Annotated in this window: 23 protein-coding genes and 1 tRNA gene; 17 read left to right on the forward strand and 7 right to left on the reverse strand. The window is 51.6% G+C overall.

Going from position 1 to position 19,793, the window contains the following annotated elements; genetic code table 11:
- Nucleotides 1-38: 38 nt before the first annotated feature.
- The 9 genes from ACRRSD_RS25175 to ACRRSD_RS25215 all read left to right on the forward strand — a co-directional run bounded on the left by ACRRSD_RS25175 (nucleotide 39) and on the right by ACRRSD_RS25215 (nucleotide 6,741).
- The gene (locus tag ACRRSD_RS25175; RefSeq protein WP_435035939.1) at nucleotides 39-350 is read left to right on the forward strand and encodes a hypothetical protein; all 312 of its coding nucleotides are present in this window, start codon (nucleotides 39-41) and stop codon (nucleotides 348-350) included.
- 81 nt (nucleotides 351-431) lie between these two features.
- The gene (locus tag ACRRSD_RS25180) at nucleotides 432-884 is read left to right on the forward strand and encodes a hypothetical protein (RefSeq protein WP_435035940.1); all 453 of its coding nucleotides are present in this window, start codon (nucleotides 432-434) and stop codon (nucleotides 882-884) included.
- Between the two features lie 244 nt (nucleotides 885-1,128).
- Nucleotides 1,129-1,920: a hypothetical protein gene (locus ACRRSD_RS25185; protein WP_435035942.1), complete on the forward strand. Its 792-nt coding sequence runs from the start codon at nucleotides 1,129-1,131 to the stop codon at nucleotides 1,918-1,920.
- Nucleotides 1,920-2,165 carry a J domain-containing protein gene (locus ACRRSD_RS25190; RefSeq protein WP_435035944.1) on the forward strand — a complete coding sequence of 82 codons (246 nt, stop codon included), beginning with the start codon at nucleotides 1,920-1,922 and terminating at the stop codon, nucleotides 2,163-2,165. The genes ACRRSD_RS25185 and ACRRSD_RS25190 overlap by 1 nt, the downstream gene beginning before the upstream one ends.
- Nucleotides 2,162-3,283, forward strand: a complete 1,122-nt coding sequence (locus tag ACRRSD_RS25195; RefSeq protein ID WP_435035946.1) for a HesA/MoeB/ThiF family protein — start codon at nucleotides 2,162-2,164, stop codon at nucleotides 3,281-3,283. The genes ACRRSD_RS25190 and ACRRSD_RS25195 overlap by 4 nt, the downstream gene beginning before the upstream one ends.
- A 260-nt stretch (nucleotides 3,284-3,543) precedes the next feature.
- Nucleotides 3,544-4,182 (forward strand): ubiquitin-conjugating enzyme E2, encoded by a 639-nt coding sequence (locus ACRRSD_RS25200; RefSeq protein ID WP_435035947.1) that lies wholly within the window; start codon nucleotides 3,544-3,546, stop codon nucleotides 4,180-4,182.
- A gap of 2 nt (nucleotides 4,183-4,184) precedes the next feature.
- Entirely contained in the window at nucleotides 4,185-4,742 is a 558-nt protein-coding gene (locus ACRRSD_RS25205; protein WP_435035949.1) for a Mov34/MPN/PAD-1 family protein, read from the forward strand.
- A 183-nt stretch (nucleotides 4,743-4,925) separates the two neighbouring features.
- Nucleotides 4,926-5,843: a hypothetical protein gene (locus ACRRSD_RS25210; protein ID WP_435035951.1), complete on the forward strand. Its 918-nt coding sequence runs from the start codon at nucleotides 4,926-4,928 to the stop codon at nucleotides 5,841-5,843.
- An 830-nt stretch (nucleotides 5,844-6,673) separates the two neighbouring features.
- Nucleotides 6,674-6,741 (forward strand) — tRNA-Val (locus tag ACRRSD_RS25215).
- A 509-nt stretch (nucleotides 6,742-7,250) separates the two neighbouring features.
- Here the strand turns inward: ACRRSD_RS25215 and ACRRSD_RS25220 are convergent.
- From ACRRSD_RS25220 to ACRRSD_RS25230, 3 genes are read right to left on the reverse strand one after another with little or no spacing between them, the layout of a single operon-like run.
- Nucleotides 7,251-7,586 (reverse strand): hypothetical protein, encoded by a 336-nt coding sequence (locus ACRRSD_RS25220; RefSeq protein WP_435035952.1) that lies wholly within the window; start codon nucleotides 7,584-7,586, stop codon nucleotides 7,251-7,253.
- A complete protein-coding gene (locus tag ACRRSD_RS25225; protein WP_435035954.1) occupies nucleotides 7,583-8,194 on the reverse strand; it encodes a hypothetical protein in 612 nt (203 codons plus the stop codon). The genes ACRRSD_RS25220 and ACRRSD_RS25225 overlap by 4 nt, the downstream gene beginning before the upstream one ends.
- Before the next feature lie 45 nt (nucleotides 8,195-8,239).
- Nucleotides 8,240-8,737, reverse strand: a complete 498-nt coding sequence (locus tag ACRRSD_RS25230; RefSeq protein ID WP_435035956.1) for a PAAR domain-containing protein — start codon at nucleotides 8,735-8,737, stop codon at nucleotides 8,240-8,242.
- Between the two features lie 697 nt (nucleotides 8,738-9,434).
- On the opposite strand from ACRRSD_RS25230, the gene ACRRSD_RS25235 reads away from it, so the two are divergent.
- A complete protein-coding gene (locus tag ACRRSD_RS25235; protein WP_435035957.1) occupies nucleotides 9,435-9,890 on the forward strand; it encodes a DUF2214 family protein in 456 nt (151 codons plus the stop codon).
- A 218-nt stretch (nucleotides 9,891-10,108) separates the two neighbouring features.
- Here ACRRSD_RS25235 and csrA read toward each other — a convergent pair whose 3' ends face one another.
- Nucleotides 10,109-10,303 carry a carbon storage regulator CsrA gene (csrA, locus tag ACRRSD_RS25240; RefSeq protein ID WP_003179932.1) on the reverse strand — a complete coding sequence of 65 codons (195 nt, stop codon included), beginning with the start codon at nucleotides 10,301-10,303 and terminating at the stop codon, nucleotides 10,109-10,111.
- A 250-nt stretch (nucleotides 10,304-10,553) separates the two neighbouring features.
- On the opposite strand from csrA, the gene ACRRSD_RS25245 reads away from it, so the two are divergent.
- A complete protein-coding gene (locus ACRRSD_RS25245; protein ID WP_095123139.1) occupies nucleotides 10,554-10,922 on the forward strand; it encodes a penicillin-binding protein activator LpoB in 369 nt (122 codons plus the stop codon).
- An 87-nt stretch (nucleotides 10,923-11,009) separates the two neighbouring features.
- A complete protein-coding gene (locus ACRRSD_RS25250; protein ID WP_435035959.1) occupies nucleotides 11,010-11,912 on the forward strand; it encodes a siderophore-interacting protein in 903 nt (300 codons plus the stop codon).
- Between the two features lie 53 nt (nucleotides 11,913-11,965).
- Here ACRRSD_RS25250 and ACRRSD_RS25255 read toward each other — a convergent pair whose 3' ends face one another.
- From ACRRSD_RS25255 to ACRRSD_RS25265, 3 genes are all read right to left on the reverse strand, one after another.
- Nucleotides 11,966-12,655 (reverse strand): endonuclease, encoded by a 690-nt coding sequence (locus ACRRSD_RS25255; RefSeq protein ID WP_110719686.1) that lies wholly within the window; start codon nucleotides 12,653-12,655, stop codon nucleotides 11,966-11,968.
- A gap of 4 nt (nucleotides 12,656-12,659) precedes the next feature.
- Nucleotides 12,660-12,929 (reverse strand): DUF1654 domain-containing protein, encoded by a 270-nt coding sequence (locus tag ACRRSD_RS25260; RefSeq protein WP_166219800.1) that lies wholly within the window; start codon nucleotides 12,927-12,929, stop codon nucleotides 12,660-12,662.
- Nucleotides 12,930-13,127: 198 nt separating this feature from the next.
- Nucleotides 13,128-14,216 (reverse strand): asparaginase, encoded by a 1,089-nt coding sequence (locus ACRRSD_RS25265; RefSeq protein ID WP_435035961.1) that lies wholly within the window; start codon nucleotides 14,214-14,216, stop codon nucleotides 13,128-13,130.
- Nucleotides 14,217-14,565: 349 nt separating this feature from the next.
- Here ACRRSD_RS25265 and ACRRSD_RS25270 point away from each other — a divergent pair, with 349 nt between their 5' ends.
- From ACRRSD_RS25270 to ACRRSD_RS25290, 5 genes are all read left to right on the forward strand, one after another.
- Entirely contained in the window at nucleotides 14,566-15,012 is a 447-nt protein-coding gene (locus ACRRSD_RS25270; RefSeq protein ID WP_435035963.1) for a hypothetical protein, read from the forward strand.
- A 202-nt stretch (nucleotides 15,013-15,214) separates the two neighbouring features.
- Nucleotides 15,215-16,171 (forward strand): sugar ABC transporter substrate-binding protein, encoded by a 957-nt coding sequence (locus ACRRSD_RS25275; RefSeq protein ID WP_016984936.1) that lies wholly within the window; start codon nucleotides 15,215-15,217, stop codon nucleotides 16,169-16,171.
- Nucleotides 16,172-16,227: 56 nt separating this feature from the next.
- Nucleotides 16,228-17,781, forward strand: coding sequence for a sugar ABC transporter ATP-binding protein (locus ACRRSD_RS25280; protein ID WP_435035965.1), 1,554 nt, complete (start codon nucleotides 16,228-16,230; stop codon nucleotides 17,779-17,781).
- Nucleotides 17,778-18,755 carry an ABC transporter permease gene (locus ACRRSD_RS25285; RefSeq protein ID WP_077571945.1) on the forward strand — a complete coding sequence of 326 codons (978 nt, stop codon included), beginning with the start codon at nucleotides 17,778-17,780 and terminating at the stop codon, nucleotides 18,753-18,755. The genes ACRRSD_RS25280 and ACRRSD_RS25285 overlap by 4 nt, the downstream gene beginning before the upstream one ends.
- Nucleotides 18,756-18,758: 3 nt before the next feature.
- A complete protein-coding gene (locus ACRRSD_RS25290; protein ID WP_435035967.1) occupies nucleotides 18,759-19,778 on the forward strand; it encodes a LacI family DNA-binding transcriptional regulator in 1,020 nt (339 codons plus the stop codon).
- Nucleotides 19,779-19,793 lie beyond the last annotated feature (15 nt).

Genomic DNA, 19,793 nt, shown 5'->3' on the forward strand with positions numbered 1-19,793 from the left:
CGATACTGCTTGGATATACAGTTCATGGTGTATGCGGGATGGAAGACGATTTGATCGATGACAACGGTTTTGAGCTGGGCATGCTGTCCGACACGGAGATGCTGAAGTATCACTGCGCCCTCTTGTGTGCGGAACTGGAAACGAAACTTAGAGACTTGCGAAAGGCACACCAGAACATCGCCACCCTGATCATCATGTACCGGGATAGCTCTACCAAGTTGGCATCGCTGAAGGTTGAACATGAGCGCCTGAAGTGGACGTTGAGTGAGATGTACAGCCGGGAGCGTGAACGTGAATCGTCACGGATGGGCTATGCCTACGGCGATCACACTGGAAATCCCAAGATTTAGCTCCAGGTCAATCGACTGATGTGATGGCAGTCAGCCATAGCTCCCGCTAATATGACGCACCTACTCGCATCGGAACGCGATATGAAGACGCTTATTGCAATCACTACCTGCTTGCTGACACTCACGGGATGCCAGGAGTCAGAAGAGCAACGTCTGCTAACGCCCGCCAATGCAGCCAAGAAGAGTATTGCGGAGAGGTACAAAGACCCAGACCCAGATGCAGTGCTGTTTAAAGACGTCAAACTTGATTGGCAGCAAAAGCACATCTATGGGCAGATGAATGCCAAGAGTGGTTACGGCGGTTACACCGGATACGAATCGTTTCGAGCCGAACTGAAGGGGGCAGGAATTCAAACGACAGTCGCTAGCATGTGGACGATCAGAAACAGGCTCAATCAGATAGACGATGATCATGCGGCTGACCGAATCACCGCAACAGAAGCAGCAGAAGCAAGACTCGCTACAATCTTCGAGGCTCAGTGCGATGATGCTGATAACTCGAAAAAGCCTGTCGACCTTCCCAAGGCAGCATAATCAGACCACTTTCGGCACACCAAGAGAGTCATAATGAAAGCAGGTTTTTTATGCTCGGTTGATCGATATTTTAGAGTTGGCTTGGCATTGGATGCAGTACAACGAGCTGGGTTTGTACTGCTGGACAGACTATTCGTCTTTAGGTTAGATTTAAAAAGTTAGAAGATATTAATTGGTTGATGCGAATTATTGTAGTTGAGTTTTTAAGTTGTAGTTCTGGGTTTGCTTGAAGAAAAGGAATGCAATGGGTACTTTATTGGTGATTGTGGGTGTTTTGTTGGCAGGAGCCTTATACAATAAATGGCAATCTGTAAACAGTAAGAAGACTCAGCAGCGACAGGGCAGCAACACGCCAGTCACTCCTGTTCGCCCTGTAGCACGTACGGTTACTACCGCCAAGCATACAAGTCCAGAGGTATTTAGACCTTCCGCGCGCCCTACAACTAAGCCTAAAATAAAGTTTAATGAGTCAGCGGTGGCGTCATCGGTTAGTAATAAATCATCAAGTTTTAGTGTTGATTTAGCTGGGTTGCATGATGCGTTTACTGGAGCACCTTTAGATAGTGCTCTCGGATTGCATCAATGCCAGTCATGCAAAGTTTATTATCACACCGAAAGCCTTCAGGTTTTAGTTGAGGTCAATGATTCTAAGTGCGTGTCTTGCCAATCTGTAAATATCATTTCGGTTGTTGTTGGTGCAGGCGCTGCAAGCGGGAAAGATTACGCTCCTACGGTTGTGACTCTAAGTAACTACAAGGAGTATGTTGGCTCGGTAGTTACCTTCGAAGGTCAAGTTTATAAAGTAAATGAAAGTCGTCGTGGTAGTGATTTTGCTGTTATGTTTGAAGGGAAATCATGGGTTAGCGGGTTTAAGTTGGTGTTTTTCCGTGGTGCTGTTAGAAAAGTCGGTGGCAATAACTATGTCCATAGCCTGCAAGGAAAAACGATCCGGGTTCGAGGCTTAATTGTCAAGCATCCTAAGTTCGGATATGAAATCATTGTGTCAGAAAAATCAATGATATTGAGTGTCAAATGATGAAATGGACCAACCTCGATAATGGGTATAAAGATCAACTTGATTTAATCAAGAAACAAACTCCCTACGAGCGCCTTGGAGTAGAGGTTGGGGCAACTATGGAAGAAATTAAAAAAGCCTATCGGAAAAAGGTAAAGCTATACCACCCAGATAGGGCTGATTGTTTTATGGAAAAACATGCCACTGAAGTTATTAAGCTTCTCAATCAGGCGTTAGAAAAAATAAAACAGGAAAATGCGTCATGAATAGTGATCGCTATCAGCGCCATTCTTTGATTGACTGGTTTTCTCAGGAAGCTGTAAAAGCATCAAAATTTGCCATTGTTGGTTGTGGTGCTGTTGGAAATGAAGTCGCAAAAAACTTAGCATTGTTAGGCGCTGGGCATATTGATTTATACGATTTTGACTCTATAGAGATTCATAATCTAACGAGAAGCGTGTTGTTTAGAGAGAAGGATGTTGGAGGATTAAAGGCGGAAGTAGCAGCAGAGAGAATAAAAGAGCTTGATCCCAACATTAATGTGAGTGCATTTGTTGGTGACGTCTGGGAAGAGATGTCGCTAGATAAAGCCGCATCTTATAACTGTATAGTTTGTTGTGTTGATAACTTTGAAGCTCGTATCAGGCTAAACCAGCTCTGCTTAATCACAAAAACCAACCTCATAAATACCGGGATTGATAGTAGATTCTGTCAGGTTGAGGTATTTCCGTTTAAGTCCACTGATTGCATCGCGTGCTATGAATGCAATCTTCCAAATAGTGCCTACGAGCGCATGCAGCAGCGCTATTCTTGTGGCTGGTTAAAAAAAATATCGTTTATCGAAAAAAAAATCCCAACCACAATAGTTACATCAAGCCTTACTGGGGCACTTGCCGCCTCGAATGCGCTTGAGATGCTGAAGGAAGTAGAAGTAGCGGTATCAAAAAGAATATTGGTTGACTCGTTTTCTGGTAAGTCTACGGTTAGTACAATCGAGGAAAGTTGCACCTGCCCGGGATGCTCATCTCTAAGTGAGAGTATTTCGGTACTGAAAGGTACGGCGTTAATTCAAGGTGTTTTTAATTTACCTTCAGGATGCCCCGATGACTGTGTTATTACCAGTGATCCGATTTTAATATCCACTCGCTGCACTAGCTGCAATCCTACATTGGAATCTGCGACTATTATTTTCGATAAGGCGTCTAAGTACGATTCGTCGATTAATACTTGCAATCAATGTGGGCAGGAGTCTGTAGAGGTTGTGATTAAAGACTCAATCTCGCTATCGGACCTTGAACAGGTTTTTCAAGGTAGAGAATTTCCGTGTAAATATATTACCTTCAATGCCAATAATCAAACATTTGTCGTAGAGATGGAGAGATAAAAGTGTCGGATATACATGTGATTATCAGAACTGCGGATCAAACAAGAAAGGCTGAAGTTACGTTGGATAGTAGCAATACAGGTGCGGATATAATTCAAGCCTCCGTAGATAATTGGACGCTTCCGACGGATACAGACTACAGCTTGGTTAATACAACATCTGGTAAAACCCTCACACCAAACTCGAGTCTTGGGGATAGTGGGATAAAAAGCGGCGATGTTCTCGAAGTTCAACCAGTTTTGGTTGCGGGGTGATTTATTATGAGCGCATTCGCCGAGCGAGTATTACAAGATCTTCGTAAAATTGAAGAGCTATCAAAGGCGGTTGCTGGCCGAGTTGTCATTAAAAGTACAGCTGGAAACCCAATTAATGTAGTCAACCTTGAGTTGAATTTTCCAACTGCTCCCTCATCAACGTATCCGAGCCAAGTACAGAAAAAGACATTAGTGAAGATAGAGCTTCTTAGTCGTTATCCTTTTCAGGAGCCGTTAGCAACTATTACGACTCCTATATATCACCCTAATGTGTACAGTTCAGGCAGAGTTTGCTTAGGTGCCAAGTGGCTTCCCACTCAAGGGCTTGATTTGCTGGTGAAACGAATAATTCAAATAATAACTTTTGAAAGCAATATTTTGAATGAAGCCTCGCCAGCGAATCGGGATGCACTGCTCTGGTACCGGTCGGCTATTAAGACCAATCCCGGGGCTTTCCCGACAGATAAATTAATTATTAAAGAGCAAGCAGCCAGCAAGATTGGTTGGAGTAATGTCAGCGTTGGTTCTGAAGAAAAGGCTTTAGTCTCGTGCCCTTCATGTCGCAGTTCTCTTCGTGTACCAAAGGGAAGAAAAGGAAATCTTGCATGCCCTAAATGCAACGCTAAATTTTATATAGAAACTTAATCATGAAATGGAATAATGTAAAATCAGATATATCTGCGGTTCAACTCAAGCAGATAACGCTTGGATGGACCTGTTTTGATTTGCTTAGGTTGATTAGTGCGTCAAAACACTTTCCGATTGTTACGGTTTCTGATGAGACGCGAAGTAAAATACTTAGACATTTAAATTCCGACTGCGTCGAGCTCGGTGGGCTGTTGCTCGGGAGCGTTGTAAGCTCACATGATTTAGAGGCTGGGGTCGCTGTCGTCAATATTGAAGACTCAATAGAAAGCTTAGAGTTTGATTCTACTTCTGTATCGCTAAGCATGGACTCCACTGTTTGGCAATGTGCGAATGCGGCCAAAAGTTCCAGTAGCTTCGTGGTGGGTTGGTATCATAGTCATCCAAATTTAGGAGCGTTTTTCAGTGGCACTGACAGAAAAACACAGCGCGATTTTTTTAATCAAAAATATAGTGTTGGGTTGGTGATTGATCCAGTTAGAAATGAGGAGCTTTGGTTTTCTGGATCAGGCTCGATAGAAATTTCTCCATGCAACATACTCACGCGAATAAATAATTAACTATTTCTTCGTTGTCGTTCTCGAAGCGCGATTTCGAGAGTTTCATTGAAGGTAATGGTTTAAGGGTAGAGTTATTTTGTTGGGGTAATTAATTAATAATAAATTTGGCTTCTGGTGATTCTGAGGGATCGTGCGTACTGCGTAAGTCTCCAAAGAGAAGTGGAGATTAATGAGGTAGGGGAGTTGTATCGGCAAGGCTTGATTGCTGGTAGGGGAGACTTTGCCTGTCTCGACCCAGAGTGCAGGGCTGGGTATGTTTGTGTAAATCTAGGGAGGTCGACTTTTAAAGTTAGTCCGCATTTTAAAACAGCTATAAACTCGGAGCGCGGGCATGCTGATGGGTGCGCTTATGAAGTTGAGTATAAAAATCCGGTAATCTTTAGGGTAGGGCGGAAAAAAAGATCACGACTTTCGCTAAATGATGATGCTGAGATTATATTTGAAAATGCTCGACCTAAAAAGTACTTTACGGTACCCCGGAAATTTAATGGGGTGGAGATAGATGTAACAAAGCCTCTCAAGTATATCCCGAATGATTACTCCGAAGCGAATGCAGGGGCTTCCAATCCGAAGTGTTATTCGGTAGAAATTCTGTTGAATGGGGAGTGGCATAGCAGGCGCAGGCTTGTACTAGATGGTTATAGCGGGACAGTTAAATCTGCTTTTATTCCTGTAGATAATAATTTGCCAGATATGTATCGGCGGTATATATACTGTGGGTTGGCAAAAAATATAGTTACTAATGATGAATATTACACGTTTCTATTTGGGCGGTCATTCAATGTTCGAAGTCGTTTGGTTGATGTTTATGTAAAGGTTGCACGGCCGGTAATTAGTTCATCGCTGGAGACGAAGTCTCCATATTATCGACGGTTGATTGAGAAAATAGTGGCAGCTGCTAAAGCCGCAGAAAGGTATCCTAATAATCCATTTTTCATTTATGTGCTAGGTTGTCCTAAGCTGGATAAAAATTTAAATGCTTATGTGTTGATTGTTGATAATTTAGACCATTTTTTTATAGAGACTCGCTGTGATCGTCAGCTTTTGATTTCCCCTATATATAGTGACTGGGAAAAGAATCAGCATTATTTTGTTCGATGAGCTATTAGCCTTCGAGTTTGTAAGTTAACAAAGGTAAATTTCTAATTGTTATATGTGGTGCATTCACTTTGTACCGGCGGGTTATTATATAATTTGATGGGGTGTTGAAGTTTTTGAGTGCGCAACGTTCATGGTAGGTAGCGCAGATTTAGAGAATTGTTATGGTTGTTCCTTGGCGGTTTTTTATATTAAACCATTTTAATGGTTAACTTTACTGGTTTATTTAAAGAACTGTGTTTTGACTCTCGCCCCGCGAGAAACACAGTTGGCAGTTAGTATTCAATCACGTGGTGACATTGGCGGGGGCAATATGGGTATTGATCAGGCATATCCAGCCTGTAGGGCAATCAGGGGCGGTTTGGTGGTTTATAATCACGAAATCCAGTAGTGATGTCGGTGAGTAGTCTGAGGCTGCTGAGACTTGCGTATAGGATGTTTAGGCTGAGCGATAGTTTTTGTGCGTGTACGGCGTTTATTGCTACCTAGAATTGATTACAGAAAGTCAGGTAACTCATATAACAAATTCATGGTAGGTGGCCTCAACCTGATCTTGAGTGATACCGATGTACCCATTGTGATAGCTGGACTGGAATGGTTCAGTAGCTTACAGATCATTTCAATGGAAACGCCGCTGGAATACCTTCACGGTACATACAGGGTATGGTTTACCCATGACTCTGCTTCAGCTTTGGTATTGAAGGTTTTCGACTGGGGATATTTACCTTTACGCGTACCTGAGCGTTCCAGTTACCGGACGGAAGTAAGCGAATATTGACCATTTTTTACGCCTCATGATGTGAATGGGCGTTCTGTGAAATCCAAGACCAGCAAGGCATGCAGCTTGCGCAAGCAGACCTTGACATGGGGGTCGTTGGTTCGAGTCCAATCGCGCCTACCAAACAAAATCCGCTCTGCTGGGCGGTCTGGAAGGGCTCACCGAACGGTGGGCCCTTTTTTGTTGTCTGCGGTTTGTGCGGAGTGCCCAAAAGGTCTCGAGCTTGTTCATTTGGGCGCCGGGAGTGCTGTTGTGCCTGTAGGGATTATTGGCATTCAATATTCCAAGCGTCGACTCTCATGTCTTTTGCCTTCTCACCTATCGTGCTGACGACCAGGTATGCATCGTTTTTCTTATAGTTGAACTCGCAGTATTGAACGCCTTCCGTGCATCGCTCTACTTCGTTTTCATGGCGCCGTCGGGGGCCGTTTCATCCGTTGGATCCGGAATCCAACCCTGCTTGATCAACGCCTTTCGCGCGCTCAGAAATGGCATCCCCTTCGTTATGGGGAGCTCAGTGGCACTGGCAAAGAAGCTGATGCAGGCGAGAAGAACACAGGTGATCGCATAAGGTTGCATTTTTCGGAGTCCGTTAAGGTTCGCCTTAAGCGCGCATCAAAAATCTGAAAGGGTCATTGGCACTTAAAATCCCAGGCATCAATAACAAGTTCCTCTACCTCTTCGCCAGTTGTGGTGACGCCCAAACATTGCTTGTTTTTCTTGTAGTGGAACACGCAATACTGCACGCCTTGAGTGCATCGTTCGATTTCAATGATTCCCCTGCTTTTAAGTTCTATAGCCGTTCCAACAGGCTGCATCTCTTTAGAGATGCTTGGTTTCCAGCCTTTTTTAAGGAGTTCTTTCCTCGCTGACAAAAAAGGCATGCCTTCTTTTATCGGGATTTCTGTTGCGCTGGCAAAGGTGCAGCTAAAGCACAGCAATAAAGATACGAACAGATGTGTTCTCATTTAGCAGTCCCGCCAAATTTCTTGTAAGTCGACACGACGTCGTCATAGGGCATGTACTTTTGGCCGGAGGGCTTTCCATTCAGCGGGCGGTTAGTTTGGCCTGGGCCCATGGGTAAGGCTTCCCACTGGCCAGATGCCTTGTGAATTGCATCTTTGATGTCGCCATTTATGATTGGATCAATTGCCTTTACTGATCGAAGGATCTCGATTGCAGTTAAATCCTGAGTGTGGGGTGAAAAATCAGTCAAGCCCATTGCTGTGGTGCATTGCAATTTCCATGTGGACTTGGTGATCTGATACCTGCCTGACGCTGTGGTCGATCCGCCAAACCCTGCTCCAGGGTGCGTTGATTCATCCGTAAACTTCCAGTCTCCGCGAGCCCATCCATAACCAAACTTGGCATGGTAGTCACCGCCCTCGGCCTCTGAAATGGTATCCAGAAAAGCCTTCACGTTCTTGTTCTTCAGATACTCTTCATTTTCCGCCCGTCTTTTCTCTTGCTTGACTGACAGCAACATCGTTTTCGCGGTGGTGTCTTTTATCGGGGTCACCGCTCTTGTGAGTCTGGGCGACATTTTTTTGCCATTGGGGCTGATCACGTCTGTCACGTTGATGCTCGCTCAAAAATGTTGATTTGTGGGTTCGGCGATAACTCAGTCTTCTAAAAAGAGCGTGATGGTTTCCGCAAGGTGCGAGTTGACAACGTGTGTGTAGCCATTCTTGTCGCTGACGCCGTGTTCGATGCTGCCATTGGCGCGCTGGAAGGCGTAGACGTGATCCGGCAGGGGATCGCCAGAATCTTCATCGATCAGTTGAAACTTGTCGCTGAAGTGCACGGGCATTGGCATCAAGCCACTAAACGGTGCTGTGACCACGGTGTCGCCAATAATCACTGTGCCGGATCCGCCAATCACCACATTGCCGTGGGCACCAGTGCTGTCTTTAGTTGCCGCATTCAGTCCGTTGATGAAAACCGTCGCGCTTACACCGCCGGTAATGGGGCTGCCGCACGCTGATTTGTCGGTCATTCGAGCAGCAGCCAAGCCATCGAAGTTTACATTGGGTGAACCACTGGCAATCGGATTCGTGCCATGTCCCGGCAGAGGGCAGTTGGTGGGATCTGTTACGCGAGCTGCGGGTTTGCCACTCATGGGAAATTCCTTTTCAACGTTTCAGGCGGGTGCTGGCAGGCTGTCGCTGAATTCGACGATGCGAGCTATCCATGGAGTCTTTATGAAATGTTTGGGCGGTGCGGGAAGCGGCGGGGAGCGGGCGCCGGCAGGGAGGAACCTGTCCATAGGATTAAAGTGCATCAAGTTGAACCGTCCATGTAAGTTCGTACGCAGAAGATCCTACTATTTCGAATCATGGTTAACAATTGTTACATCTTTTTTATTGACTGAATCTGGATGGTGTTTTCGTGGCGCGCTGTTGATTTGCGATCGTTACTGATTTGCGCACGAATCTTCAGGCCGGGCGGAAGTGGTTGTTGCCAATTCTGATGCTTTGTGGCGGCCGAAGAGTAACCGTCTGTCGCCATCGTACTTTGAAATGTTGTGGATATTTAATGACTTACGATGATTTTTAACCGACCGGTTATCAAAAATAAGTTGTTAGGTGCAGCTTGATTCAGTAAGATCCGCCCCGCGTTCACCACCACGGTTTATGCATTTTTAAATCCCAAGCTTCCATCAGCTGCTTGGGATTTTTTTTGCCTGCGATTTGGCTTTTCCGCTTCATTTCCCTCTCGATGCTTCGTAATTGCCTGGCGATTACTCGCAGGCAAATCCTTGTTTTTTCGACTACTACTGACTGGCCGATTTTCAACTCTTTCTGATGGGGGTATCGATGCTGGTTCACTGGTTTCTAGCAGCTATTCATCTCTTGGCATTTGCCTTGGGTTTTTGGGCGGTGCTGACGCGTGGGACGGCGTTCAGTCGCCTGGCGGCCGGGACGGGGGAGGCCGGGCGGGTTCTGCTGGCTGACAATCTCTGGGGAATTTGCGCGCTGATCTTGTTGATCACCGGCGGGATGCGTGCCTTTGGTGGTTACGAAAAAGGCACTGACTATTATCTTCATCAGCCGCTGTTTCATCTGAAGATGACGTTGTTCGTTCTGATTCTGTTGATGGAGCTTGCGCCGATGATCACGCTGATCAAATGGCGGATCGCCAAGGCGCGGGGGGCGGTACTCGATACCGGGAGAGCAAAGTTGTTTGCACGCATCAGTCACGTCGAAGCGCTGCTGCTGGTGCTGATGATGGTTGCAGCTACAGGCATGGCACGTGGTGTGACGTTCGGGTAGGAAGGCGAATTCCCTTCGCTCTATCGGAAATGTCCGACAGCCAGCCTTGAGAATGCTCGGTAGTATCGATCAGCAGAAAGGGCGGGAGGGTAACGCGGAAGGATCATGTGTCAGGCGCCGTGCCCAAGGAGCTTGGGGAGCGGATGGCAAAACGGCGCGTGAATCTCTAGCCAGTCATTCCACAAGGTAAACGGACTGGCTACTGACTGCGAGGCGGCTCAGGGAGTTTGTGGCTTGTCCGGGGCGGTCAGGCCAGCCTGAATGCGCTGGTAAATCTCTTCACGGTGCACTGCAACGTTTTTCGGAGCGTTGATACCAATGCGAACCTGTTGGCCGCTTACGCCCAGAATGGTGATAGTAATGTCATCACCGATGTTTATGCTTTCACCGACTTTGCGGGTGAGTATCAGCATGGTCTTCTCCTTGATTGCTTTGTAGGGCACCTGATTCAGACAGTGCAGAGGTCGGTGGTACGTATAGATTAGTGCGAAGTCTCACGGTTTGGGTGCCTCTTTCTGACGCGCAGAAGCGGCATTAATTCCCAGGGCGTAACTATACAGAGGCTGCAACCATCAATCTCGTTGTTTTGTGCCCATTTTGCGGGCCTCGCGAAGTATTTATGAATGATAAGATCGCGGCTTTGAGAATTTCGAGGGAAGCGTTGTGCGCAAATTGGTTTGGTTGGTCGCGGCACTGGTATTGACTGGGTGTGGTGAAGGCAAGAATGCAGACGCAGCAAAACCACAATCGGCTGTAGTGACGGCGCCGGCTGCGGCCGCTGCACCACAATGGGATCTCGAAGTGCGCGGCGAAACCCCGCAGGCTGTCAGCGACCTGAGTGGCTGGTTGATCGAGCACGCCTTCGTACCTACGGTGATCAAGGACAGCAGTGGCAAAGCGCGAATTCTGATTGGTCCTTTCAACTCGCAAGCCGAAGCTGAAGCCCGAAAAGTACAAGTGGATGCTGCTCTGGTGAAAGCCAAGAAGCAGAATATTGAATCGGTGGTGATCGAGCACCCGCTCACGCCGTAAGCGCTGCGTTTCAGCGGAGCAACCTAAAGGACCTCGGATGTGGCTCGTCTTATACGAGTCAGTCACGATTTTCCGAAGGAGCTCCGCATGGCCTCCGCCAATCCTTACAAGCTGTTCGACGTCATCCTGCATCGCAAAACCTTACTCAGCCCGCACATGATGCGGATCACGCTGGCCAGTCCTGCTGTTAAAGAAATGGCCACCTGGGCGCCGGATCAAAGGGTGAAACTGTTTTTTCCTGCGGCTGATGGTTCGCCTGCCAGGCTTGCTCAGGGCGAGGGTTGGTACGCCCGCTTCAAGGCAATGATTGCCGATCGGCGTCCGGCCATGCGCACTTACACCATTCGCCATTTGCGGGCCGAACAAGGCGAAGTGGATATCGATTTCGTCCTGCACGGTGAAACCGGACCGGCTTCGCGTTGGGCGCTTCGGGCCCAGCCCGGTGATTCGATGCAGATTCTCGCTCCGGATCGCCGCTTTTCAGCGCACGACGCCGGAGGATTCGAATGGAAGCCGCCGCAGGCTCTCAAACAGGTTCTACTGGTCGCCGACGGCACGGCGCTACCTGCGGCCATGGGTATTCTCGATGAGTTGGCCGCTATGGCCGAGCCACCGCTGACGCAGGCGTTTTTCGAAGTCGACAGTGCTGAGGATATGCTGACAGTTCCCGATTGGCCCGGGCTGACGGTGCAGTGGCTGATCCGGGATCAGGCCAGCGCCGGTACGTTGATGGTGGCGGCGGTACAGAAAGCCGTTCCAGCCATTCATGCCTCATCCATCGGTGAGGCTGACGAGTTGGCCGAGGTCGATATCGACAAAGAGATTCTTTGGGAGATAGCCGAGACAGCCAGTGAGGGTTGCTATGGCTGGATCGCTGGAGAAAGCGCTGCGGTGATGAGCCTGCGCAGGTACCTGATCAGAGAATGCGGAATCGCGCGGCAGTCGCTCAACCTCATGGGGTACTGGCGCTACAACAAGGCGGGCAGCTAGCCACAAAAAAGGCCTCGGACATGACGTTCGAGGCCTTTTTTCCAAGTGGTCGATCAGCCGCAGGCTTTCATGTTCACCGGGCCGACGAATTCATTACCGCGCCCCATCACACACGCCACGCTTTGATTGCGTTGACGCTCCCAGTCTTGCACCGGGTAGGTCTTGTCCCAGGCCTCGTACAATTGTCGATCCTGCTTCGACAGGCGCAAGCCATATTGCTTGCTCATGTAGAAGTAAGTCCGGGCGATCATGCCGCGAATCGACGGGCGAGGCATGACCTTCTTCGCCTTGAAGTCGACTTGGGTCAGGCATGAGCCATACTGCCCGGATTGCACCGGCAGCCAACCGTAGCTGAAGTTGCTGCGGTCTCCGTTGACCTCGCCAATACTCGGCACCAGGTTATGCAGATCGGCTTCGGCCTTCTGATAACTTGGGTCGTAACGCGTGCAGTTCTTGCGTCCACCGTCCTGCCAGCACTGCCGCTGATGGCCGAACTGCCAGGCCGGCACGATGTGTTCCCATTCAATGCGTGACGCACGCTTGGCATTCTTGCGCGGTACATAACCGCAGGCCTTCAGATCAACCTTGTTGCCGGTGTACTTGCACCCGCAATAAAACTCTGTGGACTGCGGCGCATACAGCTTCCAGGCGACCTTCTTGGCTTCGGTAAAGGTGCGGGGTGCGCCAGCCTGGGCACCCATGGCAATGAACAAAAGCAGCAAAGCAAAACAGCGGACACTCATTGAATCAATCTTCCTTCGGTACAACCCAAAAAATCTGCACGCCACCGTCGTCGCGATAGGCGAGGGTGACGTTGTCGTTCTCGTCGATTTCCTCGAGCAGGCGCTCCCACTCGTCCATCGGCTCGTCCGGCAGACGGAAGATCAGTGCGGCTTTGGCTTTCTGTGCGGTGGGGGAATTGATGATTTTCTGAACGCGCATGCCCATGCGTTCGTAAGCGTCAGGAGCATCAGGGGAGGTGGCCACGAGGTTATCCTTATTAAGCTGTACGTGCATACAGTATTTAACTGTAAGCATTTTCGCAACTGCTTAAAATTCAAGAAAATCCTCTGACAGCGGTTTTCAGATTTTGGTGTGGGCCGTGTCGATTTTTTTGTAGGAAAAATGCGAGATCGCTGTAAGCGACGCACCACCCGCCTAAGGGGCGAGTGGTGCGCAGGGTGCCCGATCGAGAATTGATCGGGCGGAGGCGAATCAGTATTCCCAGAACATCCGTTGCAGCTCTTTGCTGTCGTTGGTTTTGGTCAGTGCGACCATCGCCAGGATGCGGGCTTTTTGCGGGTTCAGGTCGTGAGCCACAACCCAGTCGTACTTGTCGTCTGGCTGTTCGGCGTTACGCAGAACGAAGCCGCCAGCGTTGACGTGGGACGAACGAATGATTTGCACGCCATCCTTGCGCAGCGCTTGCAGGGTCGGCACAACGCGGGAGGATACCGAGCCGTTGCCGGTGCCGGCATGGATGATGGCCTTGGCACCGGATTGGGCGAGAGCCTTGTAGGCAGTATCGCTGACGTTGCCGTAGGAATAAGCGATTTCTACGTCAGGAAGGCTCTTGATGTTTTTGATGTCGAATTCCGAATCCATGGTGTGACGCTTGGCTGGCAAGCGGAACCAGTAGGATTTGCCTTCAACCACCATGCCCAGTGGCCCCCAGGCACTTTTGAAGGCCTCGGTCTTGATGTTGATCATTTTGCTGACGTCGCGACCGGACTGGATTTCATCGTTCATGGTCACCAGTACGCCTTTGCCATGCGCTTCTTTGCTGCTGGCCACGGCCACGGCGTTGTACAGGTTGAGCATGCCATCGGCAGACATGGCGGTACCCGGACGCATCGAGCCGACGACGATGATCGGCTTGTCGGTTTTTTCCACCAGATTGAGGAAGTAAGCGGTTTCCTCCAGGGTGTCGGTGCCATGGGTGATGACGATGCCGTCGACGTCTTTGCTATCAGCCAGTTCTGCCACGCGGCGACCCAGTTGCAGCAGGTTTTCGTTGGTGATGCTTTCCGAGGCAATCTGCATGACTTGCTCGCCACGCACGTTCGCCAGTTTGCTCAGTTCGGGAATGCCGGCAATCAATTGTTCGACGCCAACCTTGGCCGCCTGATAGGTGGCGCTGTTTGCGGCACTTGCGCCGGCACCGGCAATGGTACCGCCCGTGGCAAGGACCACGACGTTCGCGAGCTTGGTCTGGGTTTCGACTTCTTTTGCCTGAAGGGCGGCGGGCAGGAGCAGGAGGAGGGCCAAAGCGCCCGGAACCAAAGTGTTGAAAGCAGATTTCATTATTTTTCTCTCTAGTAGTGAGACGGTGCTGATGCAGGTTCATCTAGATGCACCCCAAGCCGATCTGGATGCCCGGAGTGCGATGGAGGGAGCAGGATCTGTACCAGCCGTACTTTGCGTCAGAGAAATGTTTAACTTGATGATTTACATCAAGATTTTATAAGTTGGAAAATTGTTGGGTGAATCGTTTATCCGGGTTTCCGAACAATGGATGCTTTCGCGTTCGGCTCTCCGAAAGGGACTACTGCTTTTGTCGAGTGATTCGAGTTGCCGGTTTCGGCTTTTCTGCTAAAGAAACCCTCGCGCGGGCCGATGGGTGTTCAAGGAAACTGAATTTTAGGGAGTTCACATGTCACTGACGGTCGGTTTTTCAAATCCTGGCGCAGTCACGATCGGCGGCAAAACCGCAGCGACCATCAATGCAATGAGCGAGGCGGAAGCGGATGCTTCAACCAAGGCGTTGGGCACCGAAAAAGATGAGAGCAATCAGGTCAGGACCGGTGGTGCTGCGCAAGAAGACAGCAAGGCTGAAAGCGGCAGTAACCTGAGCGTTACCGTCAAGATGCTGCTCAAGCGCATGCAGGAATTGCAGAAGCAACTTCAGGAGCAGCAACAACAACTGGCGGCCGCACAAGCCAAGACCTATCCGACGCCAGAGGCCAAATCGCAAGCGGTGATGTCCATTCAGGGGCAAATCGCGCAAACCAGCGCTGCGATGGCAGAAGTGGCCGGTGCACTGGTCAAGGAAATGACGAAGAGTTCCACCAGCGGGAATCTGGTCAGCACCACGGCATAAGTAGCGAAGGGGTGAGTCGGACCGATTCGCCCTACAATAAATGACGATTTCTGATTGTTGACAAATGTCGGCGGGATTCGCATAGTTCGGTCTACGCAAACGTTTGCGCGGCTCTCCCGGCATTGTATGGCCCGGAAGAGAGCGATGTAGCTTACGCCAGCGCAAACGTTGCTCACAATAATCATAAGATCGGAGTGAACCCATGAAGCTGCCATTCGCTGGACGTCTTCTTGCTGTCGCTATGCTGGCTGCCACAGCCGCCGCACTACCTGTCTCCTCGGCATTCGCCGAATCCGCCGAAAAACCTAAAGTCGCGCTGGTCATGAAGTCTCTGGCCAACGAATTCTTCCTGACCATGGAAGATGGCGCCAAGGCCTACCAGAAAGAACACTCCGCCGATTTCGACCTGATCTCCAACGGCATCAAGGATGAAACCGATACTGCTGGCCAGACCCGCATCGTCGAGCAAATGATCCTGGCCAAGGTCAATGCACTGGTGATCGCGCCATCTGATTCCAAGGCCATGGTGCCGGTGATCAAGAAAGCCGTCGATGCCGGCATCACCGTGATCAACATCGACAACCAGCTCGATCCGGCCATCGTCAAAAGCAAAAACATCAGCGTGCCCTTCGTAGGCCCGGACAACCGTAAAGGCGCGCGTCTGGTCGGTGAATACCTGGCCAAGCAGCTCAAGGCCGGTGACGAAGTGGGCATCATTGAAGGCGTGTCCACCACGACCAACGCTCAGCAACGTACCGCTGGCTTCAAGGATGCGATGGATGCTGCGCAGATCAAGATCGTTTCCCTGCAATCCGGTGACTGGGAAATCGACAAGGGCAACAAGGTTGCCGCTTCGATCCTCAGTGAATACCCGGATGTCAAAGCGCTGCTGGCCGGCAACGACAGCATGGCCGTTGGTGCCGTTTCCGCAGTGCGTGCCGCGGGCAAAGCCGGTCAGGTACAGGTCGTCGGTTACGACAACATCAATGCCATCAAGCCAATGTTGAAGGACGGCCGCGTGCTGGCCACGGCTGACCAGTTCGCTGCCAAGCAGGCTGTGTTCGGCATCGAAACCGCGCTGAAAATCATCAAGGGCGAGAAAGTCGACAGCGGCGCCAACGGCGTGATCGAAACCCCGGTCGAGCTGGTCACCAAGTAAGTCTTCTGGCGACACAACGGCGCTCGTCCGTCCGGGCGAGCGCATGGAGAGTTTTTATGTCAGTTTCCGCCCCGAACGCTGTCCTCTCGGTCAGCGGTATCGGTAAGACCTATGCGCAACCGGTGCTCACCGGCATCGATCTGACGCTGATGCGCGGTGAAGTACTGGCGCTGACCGGCGAGAATGGTGCCGGCAAAAGTACCCTGTCGAAGATCATTGGCGGACTGGTCACCCCGACCACCGGCCAGATGCAATTCCAGGGCAAGGACTATCGACCGGGCAGTCGCACCCAGGCTGAAGACCTCGGCGTGCGTATGGTCATGCAAGAACTCAATCTGTTGCCGACCCTGTCGGTAGCGGAGAACCTGTTTCTCGACAACCTGCCGAGCAACGGTGGCTGGATCAGCCGCAAGCAGTTGCGCAAAGCCGCGATCGAAGCCATGGCGCAAGTCGGTCTTGATGCGATCGATCCGGATACGCTGGTCGGCGAGTTGGGTATCGGGCATCAGCAGATGGTCGAAATCGCCCGCAACCTGATCGGCGACTGCCATGTGCTGATTCTCGATGAGCCGACCGCGATGCTTACGGCGCGTGAAGTCGAAATGCTCTTTGAGCAGATCACCCGGTTGCAGGCGCGTGGCGTTTCGATCATTTATATTTCCCACCGCCTCGAAGAGCTGGCCCGCGTCGCACAGCGCATTGCCGTGCTGCGTGACGGCAATCTGGTCTGTGTCGAACCGATGGCCAATTACAACAGCGAGCAACTGGTTACGCTGATGGTCGGTCGTGAACTGGGCGAGCATATCGACATGGGCCCGCGCAAGATCGGTGCCCCGGCACTGACTGTCACGGGTTTGACTCGCTCCGACAAAGTGCGCGATGTCTCCTTCGAAGTCCGTGCCGGTGAGATCTTCGGGATTTCCGGATTGATCGGGGCAGGGCGCACAGAGTTGCTGCGACTGATTTTCGGCGCAGACATTGCCGACAGCGGCAGCATTGCCCTCGGCTCGCCAGCCAAAGTCGTCAGTGTGCGCTCGCCAGTCGATGCCGTGCGCAACGGTATTGCGTTGATCACCGAGGATCGCAAGGGTGAAGGACTGCTGCTGAGTCAGTCGATCAGCGCCAACATCGCGCTCGGCAACATGCCGGAAATCTCCAGTGGCGGTGTCGTCAACAACGGCGACGAGATCGCATTGGCGCAGCGTCAGATCGACGCCATGCGCATCCGCAGTTCAAGTCCGACGCAACTGGTTTCAGAGTTGTCCGGTGGCAACCAGCAGAAGGTCGTGATTGGCCGCTGGCTGGAACGTGACTGTTCGGTGCTGCTGTTCGACGAACCGACCCGCGGCATCGACGTCGGCGCCAAGTTTGACATTTATGCCCTGCTCGGCGAGCTGACGCGCCAGGGCAAAGCGTTGGTGGTGGTGTCCAGTGACCTGCGTGAGCTGATGCTGATCTGCGACCGCATCGGCGTGCTGTCGGCCGGGCGCTTGATCGACACCTTCGAACGTGACAGTTGGACCCAGGATGATTTGCTTGCCGCCGCGTTCGCCGGCTACCAAAAACGTGATGCGTTGCTCAATGAAGCGGCGCCTAGGGATCTCCCATGAAAACTGCATCTCCTGCCGGCAAACGTAGTGGCAACTTCTATGGTCTGGGCACTTATCTGGGCCTGGCCGGTGCCTTGCTGGCGATGATTGCGCTGTTCTCGGTCTTGAGCAGCCACTTTCTGTCCTATAACACCTTCAGCACGTTGGCCAATCAGATTCCTGATCTGATGGTGCTGGCGGTCGGCATGACCTTCGTCTTGATCATCGGCGGCATCGACCTTTCGGTGGGTTCGGTACTGGCACTGGCCGCTTCGACGGTCAGCGTCGCCATTCTCGGTTGGGGCTGGGGCGTTTTGCCGTCAGCCTTGCTCGGTATGGCGGTGGCGGCTTTGGCCGGTACGGTCACCGGGTCGATCACCGTCGCCTGGCGGATTCCATCGTTCATCGTCTCTCTTGGTGTGCTGGAAATGGCTCGGGGTCTGGCGTATCAGATGACCGGATCGCGCACCGCGTATATTGGTGATTCGTTCGCTTGGCTGTCGAACCCGATCGCGTTCGGCATCTCGCCATCGTTCATCATTGCCTTGCTGGTGATCATCATTGCTCAAGCGGTTTTGACCCGCACCGTATTCGGTCGCTACCTGATCGGCATCGGCACCAACGAAGAGGCGGTGCGTCTGGCGGGGATCAATCCGAAACCCTACAAGATTCTGGTATTCAGCCTGATGGGCCTGCTGGCCGGTGTCGCCGCGCTGTTTCAGATTTCTCGTCTGGAAGCTGCTGACCCGAATGCCGGTTCCGGTCTGGAGCTGCAAGTGATCGCCGCGGTGGTGATCGGTGGTACCAGCCTGATGGGCGGACGCGGTTCAGTGATCAGCACGTTCTTTGGCGTATTGATCATCTCGGTACTGGCGGCGGGTCTGGCGCAGATCGGTGCAACCGAACCGACCAAACGAATCATTACCGGCGCCGTTATCGTGATCGCGGTGGTGCTCGACACTTATCGCAGTCAGCGCGCCAGTCGCCGGGGCTAAGACATGGCAACGATCAAGGACGTGGCAGCCCTCGCGGGGATTTCCTACACGACGGTGTCGCATGTGGTGAACAACACCCGGCCGGTCAGTCAGGAAGTGCGGCTGAAAGTCGAGGCTGCGATCAAAAGCCTCGACTATGTGCCGAGCGCGGTGGCGCGCTCGCTGAAGGCCAAGACCACTGCAACCATCGGCCTGCTGGTGCCGAACAGTCTCAACCCGTACTTTGCGGAACTGGCGCGGGGCATCGAGGATTATTGCGAGCGTAATGGCTACTGCGTGATCCTCTGCAACTCCGACGATAACCCTGACAAGCAGCGCAGCTATTTACGCGTATTGCTGGAGAAGCGCATCGACGGTCTGATCGTTGCTTCTGCTGGCGGTGACAGCGGTCTGGCGCAAGGGCTGGCTGGCGTGAAAACGCCGATGGTTATCGTCGACCGTGGTCTGGACGGTGTCGACGCGGATCTGGTGCGCATCGATCACGAGTACGGCGCTTACCTGGCAACCCGGCACTTGCTGGAATTGGGTCACCGCGACATTGCCACCATCGGCGGTCCGGCCAGTACCAGCGTGGCGCAGATGCGTCTGGCGGGATATTGCCGTGCGCTGAAAGAGGCGGGCGTTGAAGTCCGCCCGGAGCGCATGCTGGAAAGTGATTTCACCAGTACTGGCGGGTACAACGCGGCGGCGACGCTGCTTGAAAGCAATCCGCCGAGCGCGATCTTCGCCGGTAACGACATGATCGGTATCGGCGTGCTGCGTGCGGCGGCGGAGCGAAATGTTCGCGTGCCGAGCGAGCTGTCGGTGATCGGCTTCGACGATATCCAGATGAGTCGTTACGTGTATCCGGCACTTACCACCGTGGGGCAATCGATCCTGCAGTTGGGAGAGATGGCCGCCGAAGTACTGTTGCGCAGGATCGCTACGCCGAACCTGGGCACTGATCAGCGAATCGTGACCCCGAGTATTGTCTTGCGCGAATCGACCGCACCGTTGTCCGGCGTGTTCACCGAATACCGCTGAAACCGAATTGACGAG

This window comes from Pseudomonas neuropathica (assembly GCF_051174785.1).
GTDB lineage: Bacteria > Pseudomonadota > Gammaproteobacteria > Pseudomonadales > Pseudomonadaceae > Aquipseudomonas > Aquipseudomonas neuropathica_A.

Excerpts from the sequence above, each read along its gene's own strand:
- ACRRSD_RS25200 (WP_435035947.1), top strand. The coding sequence starts at position 3,544 with ATGAGCGCATTCGCCGAGCGAGTATTACAAGATCTTCGTAAAATTGAA.
- ACRRSD_RS25220 (WP_435035952.1), bottom strand. The coding sequence starts at position 7,586 with ATGAGAACACATCTGTTCGTATCTTTATTGCTGTGCTTTAGCTGCACC.
- ACRRSD_RS25205 (WP_435035949.1), top strand. The coding sequence starts at position 4,185 with ATGAAATGGAATAATGTAAAATCAGATATATCTGCGGTTCAACTCAAG.
- ACRRSD_RS25180 (WP_435035940.1), top strand. The coding sequence starts at position 432 with ATGAAGACGCTTATTGCAATCACTACCTGCTTGCTGACACTCACGGGA.
- ACRRSD_RS25285 (WP_077571945.1), top strand. The coding sequence starts at position 17,778 with ATGAAAACTGCATCTCCTGCCGGCAAACGTAGTGGCAACTTCTATGGT.
- ACRRSD_RS25235 (WP_435035957.1), top strand. The coding sequence starts at position 9,435 with ATGCTGGTTCACTGGTTTCTAGCAGCTATTCATCTCTTGGCATTTGCC.
- ACRRSD_RS25185 (WP_435035942.1), top strand. The coding sequence starts at position 1,129 with ATGGGTACTTTATTGGTGATTGTGGGTGTTTTGTTGGCAGGAGCCTTA.
- ACRRSD_RS25260 (WP_166219800.1), bottom strand. The coding sequence starts at position 12,929 with ATGCACGTACAGCTTAATAAGGATAACCTCGTGGCCACCTCCCCTGAT.
- csrA (WP_003179932.1), bottom strand. The coding sequence starts at position 10,303 with ATGCTGATACTCACCCGCAAAGTCGGTGAAAGCATAAACATCGGTGAT.
- ACRRSD_RS25275 (WP_016984936.1), top strand. The coding sequence starts at position 15,215 with ATGAAGCTGCCATTCGCTGGACGTCTTCTTGCTGTCGCTATGCTGGCT.
- ACRRSD_RS25280 (WP_435035965.1), top strand. The coding sequence starts at position 16,228 with ATGTCAGTTTCCGCCCCGAACGCTGTCCTCTCGGTCAGCGGTATCGGT.
- ACRRSD_RS25230 (WP_435035956.1), bottom strand. The coding sequence starts at position 8,737 with ATGAGTGGCAAACCCGCAGCTCGCGTAACAGATCCCACCAACTGCCCT.
- ACRRSD_RS25250 (WP_435035959.1), top strand. The coding sequence starts at position 11,010 with ATGGCCTCCGCCAATCCTTACAAGCTGTTCGACGTCATCCTGCATCGC.
- ACRRSD_RS25290 (WP_435035967.1), top strand. The coding sequence starts at position 18,759 with ATGGCAACGATCAAGGACGTGGCAGCCCTCGCGGGGATTTCCTACACG.
- ACRRSD_RS25195 (WP_435035946.1), top strand. The coding sequence starts at position 2,162 with ATGAATAGTGATCGCTATCAGCGCCATTCTTTGATTGACTGGTTTTCT.
- ACRRSD_RS25265 (WP_435035961.1), bottom strand. The coding sequence starts at position 14,216 with ATGAAATCTGCTTTCAACACTTTGGTTCCGGGCGCTTTGGCCCTCCTC.
- ACRRSD_RS25190 (WP_435035944.1), top strand. The coding sequence starts at position 1,920 with ATGAAATGGACCAACCTCGATAATGGGTATAAAGATCAACTTGATTTA.
- ACRRSD_RS25270 (WP_435035963.1), top strand. The coding sequence starts at position 14,566 with ATGTCACTGACGGTCGGTTTTTCAAATCCTGGCGCAGTCACGATCGGC.
- ACRRSD_RS25255 (WP_110719686.1), bottom strand. The coding sequence starts at position 12,655 with ATGAGTGTCCGCTGTTTTGCTTTGCTGCTTTTGTTCATTGCCATGGGT.
- ACRRSD_RS25175 (WP_435035939.1), top strand. The coding sequence starts at position 39 with ATGGAAGACGATTTGATCGATGACAACGGTTTTGAGCTGGGCATGCTG.